General features: G+C 72.3%; 15 protein-coding genes and 1 pseudogene. 7 read left to right on the top strand and 9 right to left on the bottom strand.

Features of this window, described 5'->3' with window-relative positions; genetic code table 11:
• Positions 1-3: 3 nt before the first annotated feature.
• Positions 4-4,155 (top strand): hypothetical protein, encoded by a 4,152-nt coding sequence (locus ACFVHB_RS09165; protein ID WP_380317533.1) that lies wholly within the window; start codon positions 4-6, stop codon positions 4,153-4,155.
• A gap of 443 nt (positions 4,156-4,598) precedes the next feature.
• Here ACFVHB_RS09165 and ACFVHB_RS09160 read toward each other — a convergent pair whose 3' ends face one another.
• Positions 4,599-5,003 (bottom strand): hypothetical protein, encoded by a 405-nt coding sequence (locus ACFVHB_RS09160; protein ID WP_380317530.1) that lies wholly within the window; start codon positions 5,001-5,003, stop codon positions 4,599-4,601.
• 270 nt (positions 5,004-5,273) lie between these two features.
• Positions 5,274-5,621: a DoxX family protein gene (locus tag ACFVHB_RS09155; RefSeq protein WP_380317527.1), complete on the bottom strand. Its 348-nt coding sequence runs from the start codon at positions 5,619-5,621 to the stop codon at positions 5,274-5,276.
• Positions 5,622-6,019: 398 nt separating this feature from the next.
• Here ACFVHB_RS09155 and ACFVHB_RS09150 point away from each other — a divergent pair, with 398 nt between their 5' ends.
• Positions 6,020-6,415 carry a peptidase inhibitor family I36 protein gene (locus ACFVHB_RS09150; RefSeq protein WP_380317524.1) on the top strand — a complete coding sequence of 132 codons (396 nt, stop codon included), beginning with the start codon at positions 6,020-6,022 and terminating at the stop codon, positions 6,413-6,415.
• Positions 6,416-6,875: 460 nt separating this feature from the next.
• Here the strand turns inward: ACFVHB_RS09150 and ACFVHB_RS09145 are convergent, their stop codons facing one another.
• Positions 6,876-7,085, bottom strand: coding sequence for a 4-oxalocrotonate tautomerase family protein (locus tag ACFVHB_RS09145; protein WP_380317521.1), 210 nt, complete (start codon positions 7,083-7,085; stop codon positions 6,876-6,878).
• A gap of 337 nt (positions 7,086-7,422) precedes the next feature.
• On the bottom strand, positions 7,423-8,190 hold the full coding sequence (locus ACFVHB_RS09140) for an SDR family oxidoreductase (protein ID WP_380317518.1): 768 nt from the start codon (positions 8,188-8,190) through the stop codon (positions 7,423-7,425).
• A gap of 86 nt (positions 8,191-8,276) precedes the next feature.
• On the opposite strand from ACFVHB_RS09140, the gene ACFVHB_RS09135 reads away from it, so the two are divergent.
• Positions 8,277-9,137 carry a helix-turn-helix transcriptional regulator gene (locus tag ACFVHB_RS09135; protein ID WP_380317777.1) on the top strand — a complete coding sequence of 287 codons (861 nt, stop codon included), beginning with the start codon at positions 8,277-8,279 and terminating at the stop codon, positions 9,135-9,137.
• 184 nt (positions 9,138-9,321) lie between these two features.
• On the opposite strand, the gene ACFVHB_RS09130 is transcribed toward ACFVHB_RS09135, so the two are convergent.
• Positions 9,322-9,813 carry a hypothetical protein gene (locus tag ACFVHB_RS09130; protein WP_380317515.1) on the bottom strand — a complete coding sequence of 164 codons (492 nt, stop codon included), beginning with the start codon at positions 9,811-9,813 and terminating at the stop codon, positions 9,322-9,324.
• 765 nt (positions 9,814-10,578) lie between these two features.
• Here ACFVHB_RS09130 and ACFVHB_RS09125 point away from each other — a divergent pair.
• Positions 10,579-11,082: an N-acetyltransferase gene (locus ACFVHB_RS09125; RefSeq protein ID WP_380317512.1), complete on the top strand. Its 504-nt coding sequence runs from the start codon at positions 10,579-10,581 to the stop codon at positions 11,080-11,082.
• A 308-nt stretch (positions 11,083-11,390) separates the two neighbouring features.
• On the opposite strand, the gene ACFVHB_RS09120 is transcribed toward ACFVHB_RS09125, so the two are convergent.
• Positions 11,391-11,618 carry a hypothetical protein gene (locus tag ACFVHB_RS09120; RefSeq protein WP_380317509.1) on the bottom strand — a complete coding sequence of 76 codons (228 nt, stop codon included), beginning with the start codon at positions 11,616-11,618 and terminating at the stop codon, positions 11,391-11,393.
• 299 nt (positions 11,619-11,917) lie between these two features.
• Between ACFVHB_RS09120 and ACFVHB_RS09115 the strand changes: the two genes are divergently transcribed.
• The gene (locus ACFVHB_RS09115; RefSeq protein WP_380317506.1) at positions 11,918-12,934 is read left to right on the top strand and encodes a hypothetical protein; all 1,017 of its coding nucleotides are present in this window, start codon (positions 11,918-11,920) and stop codon (positions 12,932-12,934) included.
• Positions 12,935-13,082: 148 nt separating this feature from the next.
• Here ACFVHB_RS09115 and ACFVHB_RS09110 read toward each other — a convergent pair whose 3' ends face one another.
• Both ACFVHB_RS09110 and ACFVHB_RS09105 read right to left on the bottom strand, forming a co-directional pair.
• Positions 13,083-13,925, bottom strand: coding sequence for an ABC transporter permease (locus ACFVHB_RS09110; protein ID WP_380317503.1), 843 nt, complete (start codon positions 13,923-13,925; stop codon positions 13,083-13,085).
• Positions 13,922-14,842: an ATP-binding cassette domain-containing protein gene (locus ACFVHB_RS09105; protein ID WP_380317500.1), complete on the bottom strand. Its 921-nt coding sequence runs from the start codon at positions 14,840-14,842 to the stop codon at positions 13,922-13,924. Before ACFVHB_RS09105 ends, ACFVHB_RS09110 begins: the two co-directional genes overlap by 4 nt.
• 332 nt (positions 14,843-15,174) lie before the next feature.
• Here ACFVHB_RS09105 and ACFVHB_RS09100 point away from each other — a divergent pair, with 332 nt between their 5' ends.
• Positions 15,175-16,251: a sensor histidine kinase gene (locus ACFVHB_RS09100; RefSeq protein WP_380317497.1), complete on the top strand. Its 1,077-nt coding sequence runs from the start codon at positions 15,175-15,177 to the stop codon at positions 16,249-16,251.
• The gene (locus ACFVHB_RS09095; protein WP_380317494.1) at positions 16,248-16,916 is read left to right on the top strand and encodes a response regulator; all 669 of its coding nucleotides are present in this window, start codon (positions 16,248-16,250) and stop codon (positions 16,914-16,916) included. The genes ACFVHB_RS09100 and ACFVHB_RS09095 overlap by 4 nt, the downstream gene beginning before the upstream one ends.
• A gap of 37 nt (positions 16,917-16,953) precedes the next feature.
• Here the strand turns inward: ACFVHB_RS09095 and fxlM are convergent.
• Positions 16,954-18,429, bottom strand: a pseudogene (fxlM, locus tag ACFVHB_RS09090) (methyltransferase, FxLD system); the annotation flags it as partial.
• Positions 18,430-18,841: the final 412 nt, after the last annotated feature.

Here is an 18,841-nt window from a genome sequence, read left to right as displayed (position 1 = left end):
GTCATGGGGTGGCAGATCAGTGCGCAGGGGTACAGCGCGCGGTTGGAGGACGAGCGGGTGGTCTTCCGCAACGAGCGCGGCCGGGCACTGAAGAAGGTGCCGCCCGCGCTGGTCGGCCATGGCGACCTGCCGCGGCTGTTCGCTCTCGCCGACGGGCTCGCGGCGCACCGGCGGGCGTGCCGCGAGGACGCCGAGCGCCTGGTGCGCGAGGCCGTCGCGGTGCCGGCCGACGTGGTGGAGCTGCTCGCGGCGGACGCCGCCTGGAAGGACGCGCTGGCGCGGGCGGGTCTGGTCCCCGCCACCCCCGAGGACGGGGAGCCGGCGGATGGTGAACCGGAGGACGGGGAACCGGAGGGCGCCGACGCTCTGGTGGCCCGCCGCTACCGCCACCCCGCGCTGCCGGACGAGGTGCGGGTCCTGCTCACCGGCGCGGACGCGGGCCGCCACCGCGACCGGCTGATGGCCCACCGGGGCTGGGAACTGGTCGACGCCCGGCAGACCCGGTTGCCGGGCCCGCAGGACATGCCCTTCCCCGAGTCCGCGCTGGCCGAGCACCCCGCGCGGGCGGACCGGGTGCTGCACTACGTCGAGCGGCTGGAGGAGGTCACCTCGGCCTGGCGGGTGTTCACCAAGCGCGACGTGGACGCCCTGTTGAAGGAGATCGCCGGCGCCGAGCCGGCCCTGCTGCGCTGCTTCCTGGACGGCGTCGCCGACCGGTGCCTGCGCCACGGGGGTGAGAAGGCCGACGCGGCGGCCTGGTTCGGCCGGGCGCGGGCCGCCGAGCGCACCGCGGGCGAACGCGTCGACCAGGAATGGCTGGACGCCCGGTACGCCGCCATGGACTCCGCCGGCGCGCTCACCGACACCGCCCTGCGCGAGCGCGTCAAGCAGGTCACCGCGCGGGGAGCCGACCGGGACGCGGCCCGCCGCACGCTCGCCCTGCTGCGCGCCCGCACGGTCCGCGAGGGCGTGCGCCCGCGGCTCGTCGCGGACGTCACGCGGACCGCCCGCGCCGCCGGGCTCGACCCCGACCGTGAACTCGCCCGGCTGGCCGCCTTGTTGCTGCCCGCCCGCGACCTGTGGAGCGACGCCGCCCGCGAGTTCTGGGCCGCACTGTTCGCCGCCCCCGCGTGGGACCTCGTCCTGGCCGAACTCCCCCGGCTCGCCCACGAGGTGGTCGCCGCCGGGCCGCGGACCGGCATGCCGGACTCGGACGTGACCGTGGACTACCTGGAGCGCACCGGTGCGCTGGCCCTGCTGACCGGACCGGCCGGCGCCGACGGGGCGGAGCCCGGCACCGCCGCCGAGTGGCTGCACGGCCTGGTCGCGCTGGCCGACCGGACCCACCGTCCGGCGCCCGGGCTGCAGCGGCTCGCCGCTCTGCTGGCGCCCAGGATCGCCGCCGACGGCGTGCCCGTGGACCTGCCCTGGACCAGCCGGTGGGACCGTAGCCACCGGATCCTCGGGGCCGTCCGGCTGGACGTCCTCGACGTGCTGCTGGCCGCGGGCGCGCCGGTCGCCGACCCGCCGCCGCGGCTCGCGGACCCGTACCTGCACCACGTCGCCATGGCGCGGCGCCCCGAACTGCGCGCCCTGACCGCCGATCCGCGGTTCGCCCGGGAGGTCCGGGCGCTGCTGCGGGCCGAGTTCGAGCTGACCAACGGCGGCGACGCGAGCAACCTCTGGTACCAGCCGCACGACCCCAAGGGCTGGGCCAAGGTGCCCGCCCTGGTGGACACCGAGCTCGGCCGGCGCACCCTCGCCGAGTGGTGCGACGAGGAACTCGCCGAGCTGCCCGTCCTCGACCTGGACGAGGTGGCGCTGATGCTGGCCCGTTTCATGCACATCGGGGCCGCCGCCGCGCTCCTCGCCGACCCGGGCAGGGCCGAGCGGCTCGCCGCCGTGGACGTCGCCGCTCTGCTGCTGGCCGCCGTGGCCGAAGCGGCGCCGCGGCCCGGGCTGGACCGGGCGGGCGCCGAACTGCTGCTGCGCGGGGTGGAGGCGCGGTCCGTCTTCCGGGACGGGGTGGCGTACCCGGTCCGGCAGCGGATCGGCCGGCTGCTGGAGATCGGGGAGGACGAGGTCGGCACCGAGTTCGCCCGGCTGGTGCAGATCGCCGCGAACTGCCGCAACGGGCTCGCCCACCTCCTCCCGCTGCTGACCCCCGACGGCGCCCCGGGGACCGGTCCGGCGGACGGCACCGACACTGATCCCGGTGGCGGCGGCGGTACGGCGGACAACCCCGGTACGGCGGACAACCCCGATGCGGCCGACAGCCCCGGGGAGACCGACGACCGGTCGGCCACCCCGGTGCCGGCGCGCGTCCGGCTGGGCCGCCTGCTACGCGCCGTCGCCACCGCCACCGACGGCGCGCTGTGGGACGGCGACCTGGACCACCCGAGCGCGATCGTCCCGGGAGCCCCCGCCGCCTTCCCCTATCTGGTCGTCGACCCGCAGACCGAGCTGCTGCGCGGCGACGCCGTGACCGCCACCGTGGTGCGCGAGTACGCCGACCTCCCGTTCGTGGCCGAGCAGGGGACGGGCCGCTGGCGCACCGTCAACCTCGCGAGTCCGGGCAGCCGGCCCACTCCCCCGGTCGGCCACGTCTACCGCACCACCCTGTCGACCGCACTGGTGCTCCACAGCGGCTTCGACCGCTCCGTCCTGCTGGAATACGCACCCTCGGGCGTGTTCCCGGCGGACGGCCCGCTGGCCGCCGCCGGCTGCACGGTGGACGGCGCACACGATCTGGTCGCGGCGGCCGACGTCCGCCGGCTGCACCGCTACCTGGAACTCCTCGCCGAACGGGGCCCACTGCCCGCCCGCCCCGAGGCCGCCGAGGAGCTGGCCCGCCGGCTCGTGCTGACGGCCGACGAGGCGGGCGCCCTGCTCGCCGTCCGCAGGTACAACCGGAACCACCCGACCGCCGCCGAGAAGGAGATCGCCGACCGGATCGGACACGACGCCCTCCGGGCGATCCGGGACCGGCTGCTCCCGCAGGACCCGGAGCGGCTGTGGACGCACGGGCCCGACATCGACCGGGCCGTGGCCTGGTGGCACGAGCGCTTCGGCGCAGCCCCGGTCGACACCGAGCTGCTGACGCAGGCCGGACGCGAGATCCGGTTCCCCAAGGGCGACTGGGCTCCCACGGGCCGCGGCCCCGCGGTCGACCCGGTCCCGGACGGGCTCCGCAGGCGCCGCCGCCGGCTCGACACGCTGCTGGCCGCGGCCCTCGCCCCCGCGAGCAGCCCGGACTGCGCCCCCGCGCCGTACGCCTCCCCCTACGCGATGGCGTGGCTGGCCTACCGCACGCCCGCCGGGCATCCGCTGCGGCCCGCGCTCGGCGAGGCCGCCCTCCGTACGGCCGCGGCCGTACGGCGCGCCGGTTCGGCGCCGTGGCGGGTGTTCTCGGCCGACCGGTGGGCGGCCATGGGCGAGCCGCCGTCCCCGCTGCCGCTGGCCGGCCTGACCGGCGTCGAGGTGGTGGACGACCAGGCCCTGCGGCAGTGGCACGTCCTGGTGCACCCGGAGCTGCTCGGCGGCGCCGACGACCCGGTACTCGACGCGCTCGACGACTACTACGACCGCCTCCAACCGTCGCAGGCCCTGCCGTCGGGCACCGGGCTGCCCGCGCTCACCGACCTGCGGATCCTGCTCTCCGGCGAACTCGACGCGCTCGGCCGGCACCTGGCGGCCGACGCCGTCCGCAGCCCGGGCTGGGAGCAGGACCCGCGCCGGAGCGCGCCGGAGGTCGTCGCCGCGTGCGCTGACGACCTCGCCGTCCCGGCGGACGCGGCGGCGCTCTACCTGATGCTGCTCGCCCTGCCGGACCCCACCGACCGCCACGTGCGGCAGTGGACGGGCTGGTCCCCGGCCGCGTTGAAGGCCGTCCAGCAGCAGGTCCGCGGTACCGGGCTCGTCGTGGAGGCCCGCCGCTCCCGGGCCGGGCGCAGCCTGTTCGTCCCCGGCCCGTGGCTGGAGCGGAAGGTGCCGCAGTGGCCGGTCGAGGCCGAGAAGTCGGCGCTGCTGCCCGCCGACCCGGCCCGGGCGAGTGCCGCCCATGCGGTGGTGGTCCCGTCCCGCCCACTGCCCGCCCTGTTCGCCGACGCCTGGCAGGCGGTGCGCTCCGCGCGGGAGGCCGCCGGCCGGCCGTGACAGCGGCGGGCGCCCTCGGGGCCGCCCGACGGGCTGAGCCGCGACCGGGTGGGAGGGGGTGGACGGGGTCCTCGCGGACAGCGGCTGTCAGCGCGGGGCTATGCGTTTTCCGGCGTCGGGAGGTCTCCATCCTGGCCGGGACACCGGGACGACCGACTCAGCGGGAGTACGGGTACGGGCCTCATCCCATCGAGCTGTTCGCGACCCTCGACCTCGTCGGGCAGGCACCCCCCGGACCAGGACCTGCGGTCCGTCGTGGAGCCGCTGAAGCCGCTGCTGGTCGAGGTGCGTGCGACCGGGATGGTTCAGCGTGGCCGAGGACAGGACTGCGGCTCGACGTCGGCGTTTCGGCTGCCGGCCGGCGTCGCGGTCGCGGCCGAGGCCGAGCGCGTGACACCTGGCGTTCGCGGCCCGGGGGCCTCCGTCGACAGCGCCCGGCCGGGTCAGTACCCCTCGCGCACCTCGAACACGTCGCTGTCCCAGTACACGGACGGCTCGTCGGCCTCGCTCGGCCAGTCGCTCTGCAGACGGCGGCGGCCGCGTCCCAGGGCGCCGGCCCGGTGCGGACTCAGCCGACCCGCCATCAGGTCGTCCGCCTCGGCGTCGGTGATCGGCAGCACCGTCCGGTACTGCGCGTCCCGCGAGGCGACCCAGTCGACGTACTCGGTGAAGACACTCACGAAGGCCTGCGAACAGAGGCCGCAGCGCTGGACGGACACGATGAAGTGCGAGTCGTCCCGGATCATCTTCTCGAGCCGGACCCCGGTGTGGCTCTGGTGGTGCGCCCGCGCCACCGAGGCGTCCTCGGCACAGCACGCCCCGCACCCGAAACCCGCGGACTCCGTCACGCCACCCCCCGTGGTCCCACACCGTGTCCCGCCGTGGGCTCACATGCTACTCGGGCCCGCGCCGGCAGCAGCGGCCGGGTCCACTTGCCCTGGATCCCGTACCCGCGGGAGCCTGACAGGCCTCCTTCCCCCGGTCGGCCTGGCGCCGGTCGTAGGCGGCGCGAGTGCCCGGGTCGTCCGGCGCGTCGAGCGGACGGTGCCGGCGCCCTCGTGCCGGGTGTCGCCCCGGTGGTTCATGGCCAGGTAGCCGATCGCCCGGGCGCAGCCCGGTCAGGCGGCGAACCCGAGGGCGAGGGTGACCGCGACGGGGGCGAGGTACAGGAGCGGGAAGTGCACGGTCTTGTACGAGCGGGCCCGCACGTTGGTGACCACGGCGCCGGCGAAGTAGAGGATCAGGCCGACCGCGGCGGCGGTGCCGAGGGCCGGGACCGCGAGGCCGACCAGCAGGCCGGCGGCGCCGGCGAGCTTGGCCAGCGCGAGCCAGGTCCACCACGCGCGGGGCACGCCGTACTCGATCAGCGGCTGGGTGACGAACTCGGCGCGGCGGGCCAGGGAAACCCCGGAGAAACCGACCCACAGGGCGCTGACGACGACGAGGACGACATGGGCGACAGACACGGTGATACCCCTGTTTCGTGTGGAGTGGGGCGGGCCGGAGGAGCTCCGCCCCTGCTTCGTTGCACTTGCTCGGACACTCCACTGACCCGCCGCAGGCACCGGATGTGACAACACGACCGCAGAAGTTTTCGCCGGCCGGCCCCGGGTGGCGGTGCGCGAGCAGACGCCGGTGGGAAGTCCTCGCACGGGATCGACCACACCACCGCCGGCCCCGCGGCGGGGAGCGCCGGGCCCTGGCCCGCGGCGCCGGCCGGGCGGGGAGGGAGCGGGCCTACAGGGGCCGGCCGCGCCCGGAGCTCCACGGCCGGCCCGCACACGGCCGGCGTCCCCAGCACATCGGCCGACCCCGCACCCGAACGGACACCGTGACCGCCCCGCCGCCGGCTCGTTCCCCAGGCGTGAAGACGATCACCGCACTCGCCGTCGCCACCATCACCGGCCTCACCCTGGCCGCGCCCGCTCACGCCGCCGACGGATACGACCGCTGCCCTGCCGGGTACTACTGCATGTTCTCCGGCCTCAACGGCACCGGTGACATGATCAAGCTGCGAGGAAACACGCCGGACCTCGCTGCCCTCGGCATGAACGACCGGGCCCGATCGGACTGGAACCGGACCTCCTCGACCATCCACCTGTGGTCCGACGCCCACTACACCGGCTGCACGACCGTCACCTCCTCCGGCCCGACCGGCAAGGGCGACTTCTTCCCGGCCTACCGGGACTTCTTCAGCTCCGTCCAGTTCGACGGCCCGAGCGGCCCCAGCTGCGGCACACCGCCCAGCGAAGACCGCTGAGAACCCCAGCCGCGACACCCCACCTGGCCCAGACCACCCGGACAAACCCGCTACAGCCTGGTCCTTCTCAACCAACCTGCGGTCAGCGGCAGCAGAACCGTCGCGACGAGCGGACCCGGCACAGTCCGGGCCTTCAGCGGGCTTGGCGTCGTTGACGGGAGCCGGGGCGAGGAGTTCGGCGAACGAGCGGAGGAGCCCTGCGAGCCCGGTCATCCCCGGGAAGACGGCGGTGAGGACCTTGAGCAGGTCGGCGTCTCGTCCCGTGGCCGGTCGGGGTGGGTGAGCATGAGGCGGGCGAGTCGGCGCGCTCTGATCACCGGGCGGTCGCGATCGGCCCGGCCCTGAGTGATGGTCCGGTAGAGGAGGTCGAGGCTGCCGGCGTGTCCGCGACCCTTGATCTCCCGGACCGGCGGCTGCGTGGGGCCCGGCGCTGCACCGGGCCCCACGCAGGAGGTCGGCGTCAGGCGTCGCCGTTGAGCATGGCGGCGGTCAGGACGTTGCCGGCGACGCCCCAGCCGCCGTCCACGACCTCGTCGATGAGCACGACGGTGGTGGGACGAGCCCGCTCACCGTAGATCTCCGCGTACAGGTCGGTGGTGCGCTCGACGATCTTCTTCTTCTCTTCGGCGGTGAGGGTGCCTGCGGGAACCTTGAAGTTGGCGAAAGGCATGGGTCGTTCTCCTTTTGAGTGGGTTTCTTCCGTGGGATCGGAAGCCTGTGTCCGAGGGGAAGGCCGACATTTCGTCGATGCCGACGCGGTGGAAGAGCTCCGCGCGAATCCGGTCGTGCACGACGGGGATCACTTCGCTGCCGTCACGGCTGGGACGACATGGATGCGCAACGGTCGTTCGTCATGGGGCAGGCCGGCGACACGGACGATTTCGTCAGCCACTACCGGGCCTCACGTCCCGGGCGGGACGATGTGGCCGGCCCCGGCCGAGGCCCGCACGGTGAGGTCCCGAAGCCACCGGATGCGTCCGTGATCACCACGACCTTCGGCCGCACACTCACACCAGGCCCCCGTTGGCCCGCAGCACCTGACCGTTGACCCAGTGCCCTTCCGGGCCCGCGAGGAAGGCGACCACGTTGGCGATGTCCTCGGGGGTGCCCAGTCGCTCCAGCGGCGGGGTCTTGGCGAGCCGGTCGATCTGCTCGGGCGTCTTGCCGTCGAGGAACAGGTCCGTGGCGGTGGGCCCGGGCGCGATGGTGTTCACCGTGACGTCCCGTCCGCGCAACTCGCGGGCGAGGATCAGCGTGATCGACTCGATGGCCCCCTTACTCGCCGCGTACGCGCCGTAAGCGGGGAACTGAGTACCGACCACGGAGGTCGAGAACCCCACGAAGGAGCCGCCCGCGCGCAGGCGCCGGGCCGCCTGCTGGGCGACGACGAAAGTGCCGCGGATGTTGGTGCGGTGCACGGCGTCGAGCACGGCGAGGTCGAGGTCGGCGATGGGCGACAGAGCGAGTCGACCGGCGGAGTGCACGACGACGTCCACACCGCCGAACTCCCGCTCCGCCCGGTCGAACACCGCGGCGACCGCACGCTCGTCCGCCACGTCCGCCCGCACGCTGATCGCCCGCCCACCGCAAGCGGTGATCGCTGCCACCGTCTCCTCGGCGGCAGCCGCGTCGTGGGCGTAGTTCACCACGACGGCCAGGCCGTCCCGGGCGAGCCTGCGGGAGACCGCCCGGCCGATGCCGCGTGATCCTCCGGTAACGACCGCAACCCGCACGGCCGCCGGTTCACGAGTTCGAGCTTCGTGGTTCGTCGTCATGTCCTCCACGATGCGCGGCCGTGACCAGCGCAACCAGGGGATGTCATCCCCTGGGCCGACGGCCCGCCCGAGCACAGAATGAGGGCATGAGTCCTGCGAAGTACACCGAACTGGGAGCGTTCCTGCGTTCGCGCCGTGAACGCATCCGCCCGGCCGACATCGGGCTCCCGACCGGGCCCCGGCGCCGGGTTCCCGGACTGCGCCGCGAAGAGGTCGCCCAGCTCGCCGGAGCATCGGTGGACTACTACAACGAGCTCGAACGTGGAGCCGGCTCCCAGCCGTCCGAGCAAATGATCGCCGCGCTGGCACGGGCCCTGCGCCTGAGCGCCGACGAACGCGACTACCTGTTCCACCTCGCGGACCGCCCCGTGCCCGTGCAGGGCGGAGCCGCCTCGCACGTCCACCCCGGCATGCTCGACCTCCTCGACCGTCTGGCATCGACACCGGCACAAGTCATCACCGACCTGCACGTCACCCTCGTGCAGAACCCGGCCGCCGTGGCCCTCCTCGGAGACCAATCCGGTTTCCGAGGGCCTCGGGCCAGCTTCGTCCACCGGTGGTTCACCGAACCCGACGCCCGCCGTCTCTACCCCGAACCCGATCACGAAACCCAGTCCCGCGCCTTCGTCGCGGATCTACGGGCCGCTGCCGCGCGCAGGAACGCGAAGGACACCGAAGCCACCTCGATGATCCATTCGCTGCTCGGCCTCTCCCCCGAATTCGCCTCACTGTGGGCCGACCACGACGTGGCGTTCCGGCGCGACGACCGAAAGCGCCTCAACCACCCCACACTCGGCCTGATCGAGGTCAACTGCCTCAACCTGTTCAGCGAGGACGGCCGGCAACGCCTGCTCTGGTTCACCCCCGTAGCCGGTACCGACAGCTCCGGCCTCCTCGACCTCCTCACGGTCATCGGCACCCAAGAAATCGCCGAACCCACACCCTGACAACCCTGCCGGCCCAGGTGCACCACCGCCGACGCGCAGCGACCAAACACCCCGTGCGGGAACCGGTCAACGTCCCTGGCCCAGCACGGAAACGAGTCTGGCCCCGCCGCTCGCGCGGCGGGGCCAGACTCCGACTCAGCCCGGTTCAGCGACCTACGGGAGCGCGTTCATTCGCGATTCCAGGTCACGCGGCTATTTCAGCCGACTCCCCCCGTGAAGAAGTTCGGTGCCCACGCGAAGAGCGCCAGGTACGCCAGGTACGCCAGAGAAACACCGGCCAGGCAATTGCCGCCACCACACCGCCGACGGCAAAGCCCGTCACCAGCAGGTAGGAGGAGCCGCCCGTCGTGGAGAAGACGCCTCCGGCGGCACCCGAATCCAGGGCTACGGCCGTGTCTCCGATCCGCATGGAATCCGGTCCGTCGTAAAGAAGGACATTCGTGCGCACGGAAGTACCATCCGCCGCCTTCCAGCCGCCGTAATAGTCACAGGATCCGTGGCTGCAGGACTCCCGGGCGGCAGTGAATGTCCCGGTGACTCCGCTGCCGCTCTGCGCCTTCCACGCCGGCACGAGATCAGGCGCGGCCTTGGCAATGCCGATCAGGGCTATGAAGGGCAGGCCGATCCAGAGGAATACCGACATGCGCCAGTGACGCTTTGAGGGGGAATCGATCACGAGGGCGGAGCCTACGATGTGGGCCAGGCCTTCGTAAAATCACTTTTCGCGAAAACCCCCATACACGGCACATTTTGCCCTCCGCATTCATGGCGACCAGCCTCACCCAACCCCCTCGCCTGCGGCACCGGTCCGCCGCGATCTGGTGCCCTTGCGGGCGGCAGGCCGGCCGCCGAGCGGAGGGCAGGTCGACCGTCGCGGGGACATCGATCAGGGCCCGGCGAGGAGGCGTCAGCCCTGGGGGTGTGTCAGCACCTCCCAGTCCCGACCTGGGCCGGCCCGGGTCACGGAGCACGACGCGGTCCAGGCATGGCCGCCCGACCAGCACCACCTGCCCAAGGCGGACGATGAGCGGATCGTACTGGCCGTCGACGTGAGCAACTGGCCCCGCCCTGACGCCCCGACCAGCGACGACCGGCTGTACTGCCATCCGTCCTGCGGTCGCCGCACCCGTAGACGTCGCGTCGGCGGGGAGACTCATATGCGGCGGCCGTTCTCTCGCGCTTCATGACTCGCCATCTCGACGCATGGAAAACGGCCGCCTCTGCTGTCCCGGGAAGAATCCGCAGATCAGCAGGTTCGGGTGATCTGCGAGGTTGAACAACAAGCCAAGAAGCCGTTGCCATACCGATCACGGAGTCTGTCGATCGAACGGGAGTCTCGGTCGGGTGACCGCGGGCCCTGCCCGCTGTGAGAGCCGGGCCTGGCGGTGTACGGGGGAAATCCAGGGGAGCGGACGGCCGCGCGCTGCTACGGTCGGGCGCCATGAGCTGGCTTCCCGATGACTTCGTCCACCCCGTCCTGGTACCGCTGCCGGGCGGTGGCCATCACCTGCGGCCGATCCGGGAGGCGGACACCCCGCTCGACTATCCGGCTGTGATGGGTTCGCGCGAGCGGCTGTGGACCATCTTCGGCCCGGCCTGGGGCTGGCCCGCGGCCACCATGACCTACGAGGCCGACCAGGCCGACCTGTTGCGGCACGAGAAGGAGATCGCCGCACACCAGTCCTTCAACTACGCGCTGTTCGACGCGGCGGAGACAGCTCTGCTCGGCTGTGTCTACATCGACCCACCGGAGAGGGCCGGCGCGGACGGCGAGATCTGCTGGTGGGTGGTGGACGAGCTGGTGGGCAGCAAGGTCGAGCAGGCCCTCGACGCGCTGGGGCCGCAGTGGATCGCCGCCGACTGGCCGTTCGAGCAGCCGCGCTTCCTCGGCCGCGAGATCTCCTGGTCGGACTGGCTCGCCCTGCCTGAGCACCCCGACGCGTAAGTGCTTGTCGCCCGTACCGACCTCGAAGGCTGTCGATCGAACGGGAGTCTCGATCGGGTGACGGCGGCGGTTTCCGCGCGTGAAAGCGGGGCCTCCAGGCAGCTCGGGGGTGCGGTCCCATTCCGAGTGGTTCCCGGAGGCTCTGTTGTCTTTGTGGTACGTGCCCGAGGACGTCGGTTGGCTCCTGGCTGCTCGAGGCCGAGGCTGGCAAGCAGGCTCGCGTCTCCGGGCACTTGACCGCTTCGCCGCGGGAGAGTCGGTTGTCCGGCACCACCACCGGGTTCCTTGCGGGCTGAAAGGCCCGCCGGTCAGGCGACCTTCTGGCGCTGGGGCGTCTTCCGCATCTTCACCCCGCCGACGATGAGCGCCAGCCCTACGGCGACGATGCCGAGGTAAGCGGTGGTCGGAAGGTCGACGACCTTGTGCATCCAGCCCCACTCCGTGCCGAAGAAGGTCTGCGAGGCGAAGCTGACCAGCCCCTGGGCTCCTACGACGTAGCCGATGCTTTCGACGGTGTATCCGATGGTTGTTCGCACGGATCGACCCTCTCGCGGCGGTGCCGCAAGATCGTCCTCCCCAGGGCCGAAAGCGCGGTAGTCCAAAGGATGCAGTCGGGCGGAGAACGGCCCGGCCCAGCAGAGACGCGCGCCGGGCGAGCCTGTGGTCCACCACCGCTTCGACCGCCGGCCCATCGCGCCTCACTCCTGCAAGGCAACGGTGAAGCACCGTGCGGCTCACCGTGGCCGAGGAGCCGGATCCGATCACGCGAACGTGACAGACCGTCTCAAACGATCCTTCTCAACGGCGTGTCAGCGGCGACGTGTAGCGTGCGGGCGTGACGTACGGACTGACGCGCCTGCTGCGTTCCGAAGACGACTGGTCGGACTTGCTGTGCTTCCTCGCCGAGCTTGATCCAGAGCCGCTCCGGGCGGCCTTGCGCTTGGGGTCGGGCACCATCACCGTCCGGCGCGAGGTCCGGGTGAGAGCGGATACAGGGGCGCCTACGGGCCGGGTCGACCTTGTCATCCTGCTGGACGGTGTCGAGCGCGCTCTGATGGAGATGAAGCTCGGCGCGGGTGCTCACGGCGAACAGTTCGCCGCGTACGACGCCTGGGCGGAGGCGAAGGGCATATCGGCAGCTGATCGCTACCTCGTGGGCCCGAATGCCGACCCGATCCCCGATGGCCCGGCTACCTGGTCCCGTCGGCTCACCCTCGCCGGCCTCCTCGGCGGCTGGGACACATCATCGGACGACCTCGCTCGTCCGCTGGCTGCCCGTGCGCTTGAGCAGCTCGTCGTGTTGGAGGCCGAGGCGACCGGCCCTGCGGACAGGGCGTCCATCGCGCTCAGCGACGCCCTGCGGCTGCGGCGACTGGCACGACTCACACAGGCTGCCGCCCCTTCGGGCACGGAGTTCAACGTGCGACAGCGCTCCCAGATGGGAGCACCGAACATCTGCGCCTGGCGGGAAACGGGCGACGGCTACGTCGTCGCCGAGATCCAGCGCCTGAAGCCGAGGCGTGGAACGGACAGCCCCTTCGAGATCCGCATCATGGTGCAGACTCCAGAGGCCACGTCCGCCGCGAACGGGGCGCTCGCCGACCGCCGTCGAGAATGGCTCGCCCGCACCAGCTTCGTCCAGCACGCAGGCACCGGCGTGCAGGCACTCGTGACGGATCCGGACCACGACGGCTTCAAGAAGAAATCAGGCAAGGGCCACCCGGACTACTACGGTTACGAAGGCGGCGGGCACGGAAGCTCCGTGGTGCTTCGGAAAGCGGTCGACCTGAACGAGATGGTGAGCGTGTTCTCCGCCGTCCTGAACTACCTCGCCACCTACCCGAAGCAGTAGGCGGGAGTCGGCACCACCGCGCGCTCCCCGCCCGAGCCTCCTGACCGTCTATGAGAGACCGTCAACCGCGTGACGAACTACCGCGCCTCGCCTCCGGATCGTGCCTCCGGGCCGCGATGCTCGTGCCCTGGAAGACCTGGAGGCACGCTCACACGTCGCGGCGCCTCACGACGAGCACGGCGAGTGCGACCGTGATCAGCGGCCAGAGCGTGTACACGATCCAGGAGCCGGGGACCGTCGCGGTGTAGCCCAGGGATCCGGGGTCCGGCTCCCAGGGTCGGACCAGGCGGTTCCAGGCGGCCGACACCAGCGCGTGTTTGAGGTCCGCCGACCAGCGGTTGCTCTCCGAGAACATGGTGGGCAGCATCAGCAGCGTGAAGACGCTGGTGGCCACGGTCCCGGCGGCGTTCCGGAGCAGAACGCCGAGGCCCAGACCGACCAGGGCGCAGGCCGGAGCCAGCAACGCGGATGCCACCAGCGCCCGGAACACCCCGGGGTGGGTGATCGGAACGCCGGCATGGTGCCCGTCCAGGATGGCCTGGGAGACCAGGAAGGAACCGGTGGAGACGGCCGTGCCGACCGCGGTCCACAATGCGGCGGTGACGGCCGCCTTGCCCAGCACGACCGAGCCGCGGGCGGGGACGGCCATGGTGGTGGTGCGGATCAGACCGCTGCTGTATTCGCTCACGACGGTGAGGGCGCCCATGGTGCTGGCGACGAGCATCAGCGTCCAGTAGCCGGCCGCCGGATAGGCGTCGTAGGGCAGGAACTCAGCGGGGCCGGAGCGGGCGGCCTTGTCCGTCAGCGTGGCCACGGCGGCGGCCCCGATGACGAACAGGACGGTGAGCGCGACCGTCCACTGGGTGGAGCGCAGGGACCGCGTCTTGATCCACTCGGAGGCGAACAGGTCGCGGAAGCGGGCGGGCGGCGTGGCGACGGGGATGGTCGGGGGGACGGGGATGGTCGGGGGGACGGAGGCGGGTGTGGTCATCGGGGCTGTCCTGCCAAGTGGTCGACGCTGTCGGCGGTGAGTTCCATGAAGGCCGTCTCCAGTGAGGCGGTACGCGTGGTCAGCTCGTCCACTCGGATGTGGTTCTCGAAGGCGAGCGCTCCGATCCGGTCCGCCGGGAGCCCGGTGACGGCGAGCTTCTCGGCGCCCGCCGAGCCCTCCGGCGCCACCGAGGCGCCCGCCGCCGTCAGCACGGCTGCCAGCTCGGCGGCCTGCGGCGTGCCGACCACGACGTTGTTACGGGTGCCGCGGGCCGCGAAGTCCCGTAGCGGCTCGGCGGCGATGAGGCGGCCCCGGCCGATGACGACCAGTTGGTCGGCTGTGTGCTCCATCTCCGACATCAGGTGGCTGGAGAGGAAGACCGTGCGCCCCTCGGCGGCCAGGCGCCGGAAGAGCCGGCGTACCCAGAGCACGCCCTCCGGGTCCATGCCGTTGACCGGCTCGTCGAACATGAGCACGGGCGGGTCGCCCAGCAGGGCGGTGGCGATGCCGAGGCGCTGCTTCATGCCGAGGGAGAAGCCGCCGATGCGGCGGGTCGCCACCTCGGTCAGCCCCACCTCGTGCAGCACCTCGTCCACCCGACGCCGCGGGATGCCGTTGCTGCGGGCCAGCGCGGACAGGTGGGCGGCGGCGCTGCGTCCGCCGTGGACCTGTCCGGCGTCGAGGAGGGCGCCGACGTGCCGCAGTCCGCGCGGGTGGTGGCGGAAGGGGACGCCGCTGACGGTGGCGCTGCCAGCGGTGGGCGCGTCCAGGCCGAGGATCATCCGCAGGGTGGTGGACTTGCCGGCCCCGTTGGGGCCGAGGAATCCGGTGACCTGGCCCGGTCGCACGGTGAAGGACAGATGGTCCACGGCCGTCTTGCCGCCGTAGCGCTTGGTGAGTTCGTTGACTTCGATCACGGCACCCACACTGCCGGGAGGACCGCCGCCCGGGCATCGGGCCGTGGGCGGCAATCGTGCGGCCGCATTAGCCCGTGGGCGTAAGTCCCCAGGCCGATGGCCGCACGGGCGACAGCCGGTTAGTCTCGCGGCGTGAACCCCGAAACGATCACTCCGTTGCCCGCGCGCGTTGCGCACCGAGGCCCCGTTCCCGAGAGGGCGCGCCGCCGATGACGAGGACGAAGGCCGTGGCCTGGGCGGGGGGTGCCTCCTACCTCCTCATGGTGGGTCTGCTGGTGGGGGGCGCGACGCGCGCGTCGGGCACGGTCCACGCTGTCGGGTCACTACTGGCCGTGAGCCTGCTCGTCGGCGTGGTGCGGCGGATGCCGCTGCTGGCTCTGGCCCTGGCACTCTTCGGATCCACGGCTGTGGTGGTGGGCACTCCGAGCTCCACCCATGAGGGCCTGGCGGCGGCGTCCCATGAAGGCCTGGCGGCGTCGTACCAGGGCCAGTTCCTGTCGTATCTGGCAGTGGACCTCGTGCTGGGCTTCGTCGTCGCCACCTGCGCGCAGCGCGCTTCGGTCGTCGCCGTGGCCGTGTCCGTCGCCGTACAACTCCTGGTGATCGGCGGCTTCGCGCACGGGGACAACCTGACCGTCAACGGGGTCATCGCCCTCCTGGCGATGGCCGCATCCTGTATGGCCGGTCTGCTGAGCCGCGGGCGCCGCGAGCACGTCGTGGCGTTGCGCGCACAGGAGGTGGCCGAGGCCGTGACCGCCGAACGGCTGCGAATCGCACGGGAACTGCACGACATGGTCGCGCACAGCATCGGCATCATCGCCATCCAGGCCGGTGTGGGCAGCCGAGTCATCCAGACCCAGCCGGCGGAGGCGCGCGAAGCCCTGCGCGCCATCGAGGCCACCAGTAGGGAGACCCTGGCGGGCCTTCGGCGCACGCTGGTGTCGCTCCGTCAGGCCGACCGGGGCGCGACCGCTGCGGAGCAGTCACCGCTCGCACCCGCGCCGGGGCTGGCGGACGTCGAACGGCTGGCGGCAGCGACCGCGGATGCGGGCGTACGCGTCGACGTGCGCCGCAGCGGGGGGCAGCGTTCCGTGCCGGCCGACATCGACCTGTCCGCCTATCGGATCGTGCAGGAGGCGCTGACCAACGTGGTCCGGCACGCGGGCACCGGGCGTTGCCGGGTGGCCATCGACTACGGGGACGAGGAGCTGTCAGTGGAGGTCGTCGACGACGGGCGCGGCGCCACCGGCAACGGCTCGGCCCACGGCTTCGGCATCATCGGGATGCGGGAGCGGGTCGGTCTGCTGCACGGCCACCTCAGCGTCGGGCCGCGCCCCGAGGGCGGCTTCCGGGTGGCGGCCAAGCTGCCGCTGCCCGCGCCCGTCGGAGTTCCGGTGGAGGCCCGATGACCGTCCGGGTGGTGCTCGCCGACGACCAGCCGTTGGTTCGGTCCGGTCTACGTGTGATCATGGCCGATCACCCCGATCTGGAGGTGGTCGGTGAAGCCGCCACCGGTGCCGAGGCCGTCCAACTGGTCAGGGATGTCCGTCCCGACGTCGTGGTGATGGACATCCGGATGCCCGGCATGGACGGAATCGAGGCCACCCGACTGATCACGGCCGACCGGGCCACGACGCGGGTGCTCGTCCTGACCACCTTCGACGAGGACGACTACGTCTACGGCGCGCTCCGGGCCGGCGCGAGCGGCTTCGTGGTCAAGGACATGGCGCTGGACGACATCCTCACGGCGGTCCGCGTGGTCGCCGCCGGTGACGCACTGATCGCGCCGGGTGTGACGCGCCGTCTGATCGCCGGCTTCATCGGGCGTCCTGCGGCTGTCCCGGAGCGCTCCCCCCGGCCGGCCGAGGGCATCACCGAGCGGGAACGGGAAGTGTTGACCCTGGTCGGACGCGGCCGGTCGAACAGCGAGATCGCCGAGGACCTCTTCATCACGGTGGCCACCGCCAAGTCGCACGTGTCACGGCTGCTCACCAAACTGGGCGCCCGGGACCGCGTCCAACTCGTCATCACCGCCTATGAGATGGGGCTCGTCACGCCGGTCCCGCGTCCGTGACCGGCGGGAACCGCCGTACCACGGGGCCGGAACCGGCTCAGTGCCAGTCGACGACGATCCGGTTGAGCGGGGTGTCGAAGGAGAAACGGCCGGAGGCGGGCTCGACGGGCGCGGCGTCGAGCGGGTGGAGCTCGAAGCGGGCCTCGTGGCCGCGGTACTCGCGGTCCCAGGTGCGCATCGTCTCGGCGACCCCGGCGGCCAGTTCGTCGCTGCCGGGCCCGTGGCCGACGACCCCGAACTCCCAGAGCTTGCCGCCCTCGGGGGTGCGCTTGTCGGACGGGCGCCGGGCGAGGTAGGTGAGGGCGCCGCCCTCGAACGCCGCGGTGGAGCTCGGGTACGGGTCGTCGGTGAGCAGGCTGCCGCGGGCCTCCTGCTCGAACGGCATCCGGTTCAGGCCGCTGGGCAGCGAGCAGGACAGGAAGAGCTCCATCCACTCCGGCGACTCCATGGCCCGGTAGTAGACGTCGGCCCAGAGCTCCGTGCGGGGCTGACCGAGGACGTCAGCCAGAGCCTCGGAGTCGACCGTCTGCTCGCTGTTGGTCTGCAGGTGCACCGAGCCGTCGACGGTCACCGGGATCATGCGGCGCGCGTCGTCGGCGATGCCCCGGCGCAGCGGCATGAAGGTGTTCATCGCGCTGCTGGTGGAGGCCCACACGCCGTCGGGGCGGCGCTGGTAGGCGATGGAGCGGGAGACGCTGCCGCGCAGTCGCTGGGGTACGAGCAGCAGGCCGCCGGAGGCGAGTTGGTCGAGCCAGGCGCGGGGGATTCCGTGGGCGCCGACGGTGGCGACGACGCGGTCGTAGGGTGCGCCGTTGGGGTGGCCGAGTGCTCCGTCGGCGCGCAGGACGGTGACGTTGTCGAAGCCTGCGGCGGTCAGGTTCGCGCGGGCGCCGTCCACGAGGTCGTCGTCGACGTCGATGGTGGTGACGTGACCGCGGTGGCCGACCAGGTGGGCGAGGAGGGCGGCGTTGTAGCCGCTGCCGGCGCCGAGTTCGAGGATCCTGTCGCCGGGCCGGGGCTGGAGCTGTTCGAGCATGAGGCCGACGACGCCGGGCTGCGAGGCGCAGCTGATGGAGGCGCCGTTGTCGTCCTGCTTGATGTCGACGGTCCAGTTGGCGTAGGCCTCTTCGAGGGGTGCGTTGGGGACGAACCGGTGGCGGGGGACGGTGCGCATGGTCGTCTCGATGCGAGGCGTCTGGACGCGTCCCTCCTCGATGATCTGGTCGACCAGGGCGTTGCGGAGGTGTTCGGCGGTGGTGGCGGTCTCGTCGATCGTGTCGCTGTTCACCTCGCCGAGGCTAGTGCGGCCGGGGTTCGTCGTCGGCGACGACGCGGAGATGTCACCCGTTCCCATGACTGCTGCTTTCGCTGGTGCTGACATGGCGCTCTGGTCTTCCAGGGGGAGGCCCGCGCGGTTGGCGTGGAAGATCGTGTGGTGGGCCAGGACGGCGTGTCCTCGACCGGGTCCTCGACCCCCGCCGGCCCTCCCCCGGGCGGTAGCCCCGCGTTCCTCGCCGGGACCACGGCAGCGGCCGGGAGCGCCGTGTCCGGGCGCACCTTGCACCCGCCCCGGACCTGTGCCCTGCCCCCCGGGCAGATCACGAGCCCCGACCCATGCCGCATATCTATACGAACCATGGCAAACTGGGCGGAAGTGATAGTGCTCTACAGAGGAAAATCACCCATGACACATGGAGCCCACCCCCACGCTCCTACCGTCCGCGCCAACATCGACCGCGCCCGCGACTGCGAAGAATGCCGCAGCTGGGGCACCGTGATCACATCGGAGGGCCGCCACGAGCTCTGCCCCAGATGCCAACACCCCGACGATCAAGCCCACGGCCTCCGGCCCCCGGCCGGCGACCTCCAGGCCGCCTCCGGCGAGTCCGGCCAGCGACCGGCCCCACCCCCGCAGACCCCCGGCC

The sequence above is a fragment of the Kitasatospora sp. NPDC127111 genome, assembly GCF_042677465.1.
In the GTDB taxonomy this organism is placed as follows: Bacteria; Actinomycetota; Actinomycetes; order Streptomycetales; family Streptomycetaceae; genus Kitasatospora.
Note: the sequence above shows the minus strand (reverse complement) of the source record. Positions and strands in the feature narration are given on the sequence as shown.